This window comes from Xylanibacter ruminicola, from assembly GCF_900142525.1.
Taxonomy (GTDB): Bacteria; Bacteroidota; Bacteroidia; order Bacteroidales; family Bacteroidaceae; genus Prevotella; species Prevotella ruminicola_A.
The window spans coordinates 1-8,884 of the sequence record NZ_FRBD01000036.1 but is presented as its reverse complement, the minus strand read 5'-3'; the positions used below and the strand labels follow the sequence as shown (position 1 = coordinate 8,884).

Here is an 8,884-nt window from a genome sequence, read left to right as displayed (position 1 = left end):
TAATGTTGTCAAAGATGTACACCCACTAAACATAGAAGTCATATTCGTGACACTCGATGTATTAATGACGCTCAAATCTAATGTTGTCAAAGATGAACAGTCTTGGAATAACCCAGAAGTATCCCAAACATTATTAGTTTTCAAATTGGATAAACCAATGGATATAAGCGAAGAGCAGCCTCGAAACATGTCACATATATTGATTAACTTGTCTGACCCGAAATTGCTTATATCAATACTCTTTAGTTTTGAGCAATCTCTAAACATAGACATCATAGTTGTCACTTTACTCGTGTTGAAGCCACTAACATCTATGCTTTCTAGACTTGAGCAACCATAGAACAAGCCGTCCATATACTTTACATCGTCCGTTTCAAAACTACTAATATTAAGATTTTTAAGATTCGAACAGCCATAAAACATATTCATCATATTAATGACTCTGTATGTTTTAAAACTACTCAAATCAAGTGTAGTCAAAGCTTGGCACTCATAGAACATATCTTCCATCCATGTTACGCTTTCAGTATTCAAATTACTTAGACCTTCAATAGATGACAGTTTTTTACATCCCTTGAACCATTCATATGTGCTGGTTAACTGTACATAATTAGCAAACGATCTATCAAACACCACAGAGGTTATAGATTCTTTATTACTCTCCCAACCAATAGGACTTAAATCCAAACCTTGCCTTGCCACTTTCCTCTTATCATAATAGAGTGTAAGTTTAGAATTATCATCGCTCAAAATTGCATAAGGCTCGTTTAAACTACTAATATATACAACATCAGTAAAATAACCTGGATTTTCAGCACCACCATCGATATGAGCATAAGCATAATCTGTATATGATTCATTATATACTGTACCAACACCACCAATCAAATCTATACAACCATCAAACAGTCCCACTCCATATCCTTCAGCTATATTTGAAGTAGTCCAACTACTACCTACGTATATGTATGACAAATGATTACTGCCTTGGAACATATAATTGACATATACAAGATTTGAGGTATTGAATGTGCTTAAATCAAGACTTGTCAACCCATAGCAGCCAGAGAACATCAACGACATATCCGTAACCTTATTGGTCTCAAAACTGCTCAAATCCAAATCTGTCAGACTTGAACAACTATTAAACATACTTGCCATATTAGTAACATTGCCAGTATTAAAATATGAAACGTTAAGACTTGCAAGGTTCTGACAATTCATGAACATCTGAGACATATCTGTTACGTTGTCGGTCTTCAGATTGGCTATACCAGTAATCGAGGTAAGATTCGTACACTGACTGAACCATCCCGCTGTACTTGTCAAAGACGTATAATTAACAAAAGAGTTATCAAATACAACATTGGTAATAACATCCTTGTTGTCAAGTGTAGCTAAATCAGAAAGTTCTACAACACCAGTTCTAGTATCCTTCTGCTTATCGTAATAGAAGGTGAGCTTGATATTTTCATCGCTCAGTACGGCATAGGGTTCATTACCTCTTACTGTGAAGGTAAACGACTGAGAGGTGTATGTAGGACCTGTACCATCGATTTTCGACAGTTTGATGTTCTTAAAATAACCCGTTTTCTCACCAACGGCAACAGTTGCTGCCGCTTGTAATGTCAGATTAATAATCGCATCGCCACTGTTACCAGACAATGGTGTGGCAGACTGACTTAGGAATACGAAACGATAAGTGCCGCCTGTTTGCTGCTGCATACTTAATTCGGCAGCAGTTGTAATACGTGCACTGTTCGCACTATATGCACTAACAGTTACGCCTTCTGGCAGTTCCAGATCGAACTGGAATCCAGAATAGGCATCTGCGTTAGTAAGCGCAATGCTTACATCCTTCGTCTGCTCTGTGAATATACTGAAGTCACTTATGGTTAGCTGATCAACTTGGTCATCAGCTGCCATCCTATTACTTAATGCCAGTAATAGGATGACAATCATCATGAGTTTTTTCTGCATAGCTTTTATCATTTGATAATCACTTTCTTCTTATTAATAATGTATACGCCCTTATCAAGCTTTTTGCGACTATTAGCAATCTTCTGACCCTGCAGGTTGTAAATCTCTTCAGAATCATTTGCCTCTGAATCAGAATCAATACCCTCTATCGCAGTTGTACCTATGCCTCGACTTGCAAAGTTAACCTTCTTCATATCAGGACTTACAAAGAGTACATCATACACATATATATCACCATTAGTGGCATTGGCCAGCTTGATATCGATAAACTTATCATCAGCTGCCGGGAACAAACTGTTACTCATTGAGAATCCTACGACCCTATAGGTGTTACCACCATTATGGGTAAACATGAGTCTATGAGCAGATGATTCTGAAACCAACCTCACATCAGAGAGTTCGGTACCCTTAGGCAGACTGATATCGAACTGGAAGGCTGTGAATCGTTCAGCCCTATCAACACCAAGACTAATTCCATCCTGCTCAGCTGCCAACATGAGACTTTCTGTTGGTTCGTCAGCATCTCCACGAGACATCTTTCTGCTTCCAGAAGATGCTGATGGGTGAGCAAGCACATAGTTAACCAGCAGCATAGCATCGAAGATATCAACCACATCATCACTATTCATATCAGCTAGAGTATCATCGAAAGTACCTGAAACTTCTTTTCCTAATATGTAATTAATGATAGCAACGACGTCTTCAATATTAATTATTCCATTACCATTAGCGTCGCCCAATAGTCCAGAAATAATTTTTGTTCTATGTTCACTAACTACCATATCTCCCCATACTGCAATAGCCATAATCGTTTGATCGCTGGAAACAGTAAACGGTGCTGTATATTCTTGGCTATTAACTGTTGGATCAGTGCCATCTGTGGTATAATAACAGTGGGCATCAGGGAACGGAGGGGTAATAGTAACCAGATTACTACTCTGATCGAACAATATGGTTGGCTTAAGCGAGTTCTTATCTGATGGAGCCAAACCAAACTTCCGTGCATCGCTATTGCCAAATGCTATGGCATAATAAGTTCCCACTTCGAAGGTTCTCGATACACCATCATCACCTTGCAAATTAGTTGCATCGTAAGTGTACAACCATTCACCATCAGCGTTATACAATCTGAATCCACATTCGCCATTGGTCTTTAACATAAGACTTGTTGCAGATTCCACAACTATACGGAATACGCTAAAGCCACCATCTGCATGGCTTGGCACAGCATATGTACCAGGTGAAGTGATGGCAGTAATGTCTTCAGTCTGAGTATCATTTACATCAAACTGTTCTACCGTAGGAGCACTCATTGTGTTACTCTGATCTTTGAAGAACACAGCAAACTGCATGTGTACATCGCGACTCAACGTAGCCTTGTTCTGATCGGCATCGAAAGACAAAGTGCAATCATCGTCGACTACCATCAGAGGTTTAGGATCTGGGGCGTCTAGCGATAACTCCAGATTATATTCCTCAACAGGTGTATCGAAAGTCACACTAGTATAGGCATCATCATTAAATGCATAACTATAACCCGTGATGAGTTTCTCTACAGCAGTTGGCTGAGGTGCTGGAATACTGAACAACGTTCGTTGTGGAGCACCCCAAATATCATCAAGGTCCTTAACACGCAAATTAAGATAATGTACACCAGGCGAAAGAGAACTAACTGATATCGTGAAAACATCCGGATACTCATCGTCGGCAGCAGCTCTAGTCTTCTTATTTGCATAATCATCATCAATCCAGTATTCATATTGCTTCAGATTCTTCGGCGTTTCACCTGAAGTAACAGCAGGTATGCTGAAGATAATGCGCTGAGGTGCACCCCATATACCATCCTCATCCTGCACGCGGACATTATAGAAATGTACACCTGGGGTATAGCCGGTTAAATCCATCTCAATATTATCCAGATTATTAGCATCACCACTAATCGTAGTTAGTGTACGATGCTCGTAGTCATTATCAATCCAGTACTCCACGTTCTGCAAATCAGCAGGCGTACTGCCAACTGCTACAGCGGGTATACTGAAGATATAACGTTGAGTTGCTCCCCATATACCATCCTGATCCCGCACGCGAACATTGTAAAAATGTACGCCTGGAGTAAGAGTGCTAACATCAATTAAGGTAGCACCAGATGTATACTCATCACCACTAATTGTGGTTAACGTACGATGCTCGTAGTCATTATCAATCCAATACTCCATGTTCTGCAAATCGGCAGGTGTACTATTAGCTGCTACAGCAGGAATACTGAAGATGTAGCGCTGAGGAGCACTCCATTGCGGATCGCCCAATGACCCTGGCAATGGATCTTCGTAGAACCTGATGGTATAGAAATGCACACCAGGACTCAACGAACCCACGTCAAGGTTCAAACTAATGCCTCCGCCACTTCCGCTGTCTGTGACAGTTTCAGAAGTAGCATTGTCCTTATTGTCGTCTATCCAGTACTGATAGGTAATATCCGACTGCGCCAAAGCAACAAAAGGAAAGAACAACAACAGGACGAGACATACTATAGATATATGTCGTCCCTTCATTTACTTACCCTTTTTAACAGTGATATTAACGTTCAGTTTCTTTGTTGAAGCATCATAGGCCACAGTGCTGGCTGATACATAAGGCTGACTAGGAATAAATGTGAATGGAGCCTGTCCGCCAAGAGGACCAACTACTGTACCGTCATTACCTATATAGTTATGCTCTGAAAGATATGTCTTTGACAATTGCCAAGGCCTTGTGTACGGATTCCAATCAGAAGAGTAAGTCCAACAATCTGTATATGTACTTCCATTGTTAAGGTCATTTGAATAAATACAATTTAGAAATGTGTTAATTCCTGTATAATAATCATTTAGTAATAAACAGTTGATATAATTACATCCAACAGAATTGTAAGTTACATCTATACTACAATTAGTAAAACAGAATGGTTGTGAGTACAAACTAACCTCTGTAAAATAACAATTATAAATATTCGGCGTATCGAAATTACCCGCACGAAGATAATGAATATAACAACTTTCTAATAATAAATTTTTGGGCTTTGCAGATTCGTCAGACACATCATCAACATTTGTCCTAACGGTTCCTATCTGGCAACGTTTGATTTTTAGATTCGTTACAGTTTTACTAATAGTTACAGTATTGTGAATATTCAGCCCCTCAAGCATTGTAGCTGTTAGAGTAGGTTCTCCATCCAGCTCTATATAAATATTACTTCCAGAGAGATTTGTACTGTTGGTTATTGGCGTTCCACTACCACCTAATGCATCCTGCAAATCTTCTTGACTATGATACCAAGCTTGCGACTCGCAAACTCCAGCTCCAATCAAAGCTATTTTTTTTGTTATTGTTATATCGCCAGGAAATGTACCTGGAGTAAAATAAACCGTATCACCATCAACCGCATCGTCTAAAGCAGCAGTCCAATTATTCAGATCATACTGAGTAAGCTGACCATTATGCGAGAGAATGGTACGGAACATGGTACTCTGACCAAATGAAGCAACACAAATCAGTGAGCTAAGTATTGAGGTAATAATAATCTTTTTCATAATCTAAAATGTTTTAAGTTAATAATCTGTTTTTGTTATTTGTTATCTTCTACGTGATAATTGTGGGTCGGGGTTATCGCTCTCACCTGGCTCTGAAGCTGATGCAGAAGTGGTGATTGTAACCACGTTAGGACTATAAACGATACCTAACTTTGTAAGCACATAGCCACATATATGATAAGTGGTTGTCTCTTCGAGTTCAACTATAGTTGTCATTACGTTGCCTCCCAATCCGCCATGACCAGTTGATACCATCGTACCGTTATCGCGGGTTGGCTTATCGTAAGTGGCACTATAGATAAAGCCACAGTCGATAACCTCTTCGTCGGCCACATAACTGAATCGCATGTCAGCATAGTCATTACCAACATACATTGATCTTACTTCGCCGACAGTAACAGAACTGACCATAGTGGTTATAGTAACCACATCACTATAAAAGACATCTTGCGAACCATTCTTCTGTACAAAGGCTCGAACATGGTATGTGGTGTTAGCATTAAGCCCAGAAAGCTCGTAAGCCAAGCCCGACGATGTTCCACCTCTTCCAACAATTACCCGCTCGCCATTGTTAATGGTTGGGATAGAGTCTCTTGTACTATATACCAATCCGTAGTCGCCTACAACCTCTTCGGATACAATATTCAGAAGGAAGTTGGCCGACTCGCGCGACACGCTCAGTTCGTTAAGGCTTACTGATGTCTGTAATGGCTGAGAAGAACCATTCTTCAACTGTTCTACGGTTACAATAACCTGTTTAGGGTTCTTGGTTCCAGCCACAATCACTACTGCTGTGGTACGCTCACGGGTAGTATTATTCTCATCGCATACCAGATGGATATCACCACTACCAATTCGTGAGGCACTGCCCTCAGAAGTAAGTGAGTCGAGTCGTGAATTGAAATGCAGCCAAGAAACCGATGATGGGATAAAGGCATACCACTGGGCATTACTTTCAACATGTATAGTCTTATCGCCACCAGACGACTCAAAACTACCGATGTTATCAGGTGCCTGTAACGTTACGTTAGAAATACCAGTCTGCGAAACCGTAATTTCTTCTAACTTGCTGAATCCTGAACCATAAAAGACGTTCAAAGTGGTAGAACGAACGGCATCGGTAGAAGATGGAGCTACCTTAATTGTAACAGGAGTAGTACCACTTGAACCACTAGTTGGGCTTACTTCTATCCAATTAGCACCATTAGCTTCTTCAATCTTCCACGAAGTGTTACTGGTAATATTAAACGACTGACCTTCTGTGGGATTGGTATCGAATGTGAACGAACCCTTTGATAAATTGATACCATCGCCCTTACCATTCTGGGTGATACTTATTTTCTGTCTCAGTCCACCATCCGAAATCAACATAAACGATGCTGAACGGTCTGTATTTGTTGTATTCTGATCGGTAGTAATCTGTAGGATTCCATCGCCTACTCCTTCGCGAGGTTGCACATTAAGGCTTTTGCCAAAATCGCCTGTATTAAGACTATCCAACTTCCAATGGCAGTCGGCAGTTACATTAACATTAGTCGCCTCAACATCTGATTGTATGATAATAGCGCCATCAAGCACTCTCAGCATTTCCTTAGCAGGTTTGGCTTCAGTCTCGTCTTCGCTCTTACAGCCCGTTAGTCCTGCCACCAATGGCAACGCAGCCAGTAGCGTAATATATAGCTTTGTTTTCATAACTGTAATCTATTTAGAGTGATTAAAATGAGAAGTTAAAAATTGCACCGATGCTAACCATAAAGCCTCCGGCTGAGATATTGCTGGCATCAGCAATATTCTGGAAGTTATTATCCTTACTCATGCCAAGAGAAAGCGTAGGCGCAGCAAATAAATAGAGACGCTGGATAGGCGCATAAACAAACTTTGCACCTACAGACACACAACTGGCAGCTGCCTTGTCGCCAAACATAAGAGTTCCATCGGTTACTGTACCTGACAGTTGTTCGATCTCATAACCTACCTGCGGTGTAATACCCAGTCGCTCAGTTAACTCTATCTGATATCCTAACTTAACGGCAAAGGTAGAACGCTTATAGGTAATTCCACTACGATAGGTATCGTTTCCATCAGTACTATACCACATTACGGGGTCGGATGGATTCAGACCAAATGTATAGCTGGCCTGTAGGTCGATATTCTTTAAGGTGAAACCTGCCAAAGCTGTGATTCCACCCATAGAGCGCATGGTATAGCCGGCACCAAAGTAGAAGGAGTTGGGCTTAATATATTTTACCTTCTCAAGTGTTACGGTGTCGCTAGTGGTAAGATTATGCTTAATAGTATACTCGCGGTTAGTACTTACATAGCCTTTTCTACTGATAGCCAACTGATAGGTACCAACAGGAAGCGTAGGAACATCGGTAAGATTAATCTCATCGGTACCATTAAGTATAGCATTAGCATTACGCGGACGGGTGTAGATGTTCAGACGTCCTGTATGCTGAGCAGGCGGAGCGGCCTGAATCTGGTTCTTTTTCTTAGGCTCCACAATGAAGGTGGTCTTGATAGGATCGCAATCGGCCTTGCGGGTCTCTACGGTGTATGAGCCTTCGCGAAGCTGGGTGCTCCAGCTACCCGTTCCAACTTGATGGTTGTTGTACCAGATGTCGGCATTGTTTTCTACGTTTACTACTACATCGCCATAATGGTCGCTCATATTCTTCATCTCGATATGGGCAATCTTGGTGGTTTTCTCATCGCCAGTGGTGATGATGATGGTGTCGCGGGCCTCATACATGCCGTTCTGAGTAAACACGGCATGACGGCCATAAGTCATATACCTATTATATATAGGCGACTTGCCCAGATATTCGCCATCGAGGGTGACATCACTCTTGGCCTGAGATGTGGTAATGGTAACGTAGCGTCCGGTACCGATATCAAGCAGCATCTCGTAAGTGCGGCCGCCCTGGATAGAAACAGGATAGTAGTAGTCGCGAAGCACACCAAATACCTGATGGTTGATGGTAAGCTTCTGGGCGCGAGGTGGCACATATAGCCATATCTCGCCCGCCTTCTCTTCGGTTCCAACTATTCCCAACGAACCTCCATTAAACAGGAAGCCCTTTTCGGGAGTAACAATCTTGATCAGTGCGGCCTTGTCACCATTCTGGTCTCGTTTCTCTGTACCTCGGGTGTTTGCGGTCAGATCTGTCTCCAACAGTCTGAATCCAAGCACACTGATACCGTCAGCCCACACGGACTGCGATACAGCAATCAATGCTAAGAGTAATAGTTTCTTCATGTGTTATAGGTTTTTAAATTATTGATAAATCAAATACTTTGGGGCAAATATAAGAAAAAAATCATTTACTTCCAAA

At 41.2% G+C, this 8,884-nt stretch carries 5 protein-coding genes; all 5 read right to left on the bottom strand.

What is annotated here, in order from left to right; translation table 11 throughout:
* Nucleotides 1–1,980, bottom strand: a 1,980-nt coding sequence (locus BUB86_RS17790; protein ID WP_175549535.1) for a BspA family leucine-rich repeat surface protein, incomplete at its 3' end; no start/stop codon positions are given.
* Nucleotides 1,981–1,988: 8 nt separating this feature from the next.
* Nucleotides 1,989–4,532, bottom strand: coding sequence for a chitobiase/beta-hexosaminidase C-terminal domain-containing protein (locus tag BUB86_RS16285; RefSeq protein WP_073211636.1), 2,544 nt, complete (start codon nucleotides 4,530–4,532; stop codon nucleotides 1,989–1,991).
* Nucleotides 4,533–5,549 carry a hypothetical protein gene (locus tag BUB86_RS16280; protein WP_073211633.1) on the bottom strand — a complete coding sequence of 339 codons (1,017 nt, stop codon included), beginning with the start codon at nucleotides 5,547–5,549 and terminating at the stop codon, nucleotides 4,533–4,535.
* A 42-nt stretch (nucleotides 5,550–5,591) separates the two neighbouring features.
* Nucleotides 5,592–7,241, bottom strand: a complete 1,650-nt coding sequence (locus tag BUB86_RS16275; protein ID WP_073211630.1) for a BACON domain-containing protein — start codon at nucleotides 7,239–7,241, stop codon at nucleotides 5,592–5,594.
* A gap of 22 nt (nucleotides 7,242–7,263) precedes the next feature.
* A complete protein-coding gene (locus BUB86_RS16270) occupies nucleotides 7,264–8,808 on the bottom strand; it encodes a PEGA domain-containing protein (protein WP_073211627.1) in 1,545 nt (514 codons plus the stop codon).
* Between the last annotated feature and the right edge of the window lie 76 nt (nucleotides 8,809–8,884).